Annotated in this window: 1 pseudogene; it reads right to left on the bottom strand. The window is 67.3% G+C overall.

The window, feature by feature from the left end:
* Positions 1-49 precede the first annotated feature (49 nt).
* Positions 50-269, bottom strand: a pseudogene (locus KVT39_RS36910) (acyl-CoA dehydrogenase); the annotation flags it as partial.

Genomic DNA, 269 nt, shown 5'->3' on the forward strand with positions numbered 1-269 from the left:
GATCTGCTCCGCCGTCCCGACGAGTTGCGCATGGCCGCGCGCGGCCGGATCAGAACACGCGCTCTTCGGTCAGGTGCGACGTCACGCCGTTCAACTCGTAGTCGCCGATCACGCGCGCCTTGTGCAGCAACGGGTTGTGGCTGTAGATCGTGCGCAGGTTGCGCCAGTGCCGGTCGAGGTTGTGTTCGCGCGCCGTCGCCGGCGCGCCGCCGACTTCGATCAACCGCTCGGCCGCATGCAACGCGAACTTGCTGGCGATCAACTGCGTG

It is taken from the genome of Burkholderia sp. GbtcB21 (genome assembly GCF_019091065.1).
GTDB lineage: Bacteria > Pseudomonadota > Gammaproteobacteria > Burkholderiales > Burkholderiaceae > Burkholderia > Burkholderia pyrrocinia_C.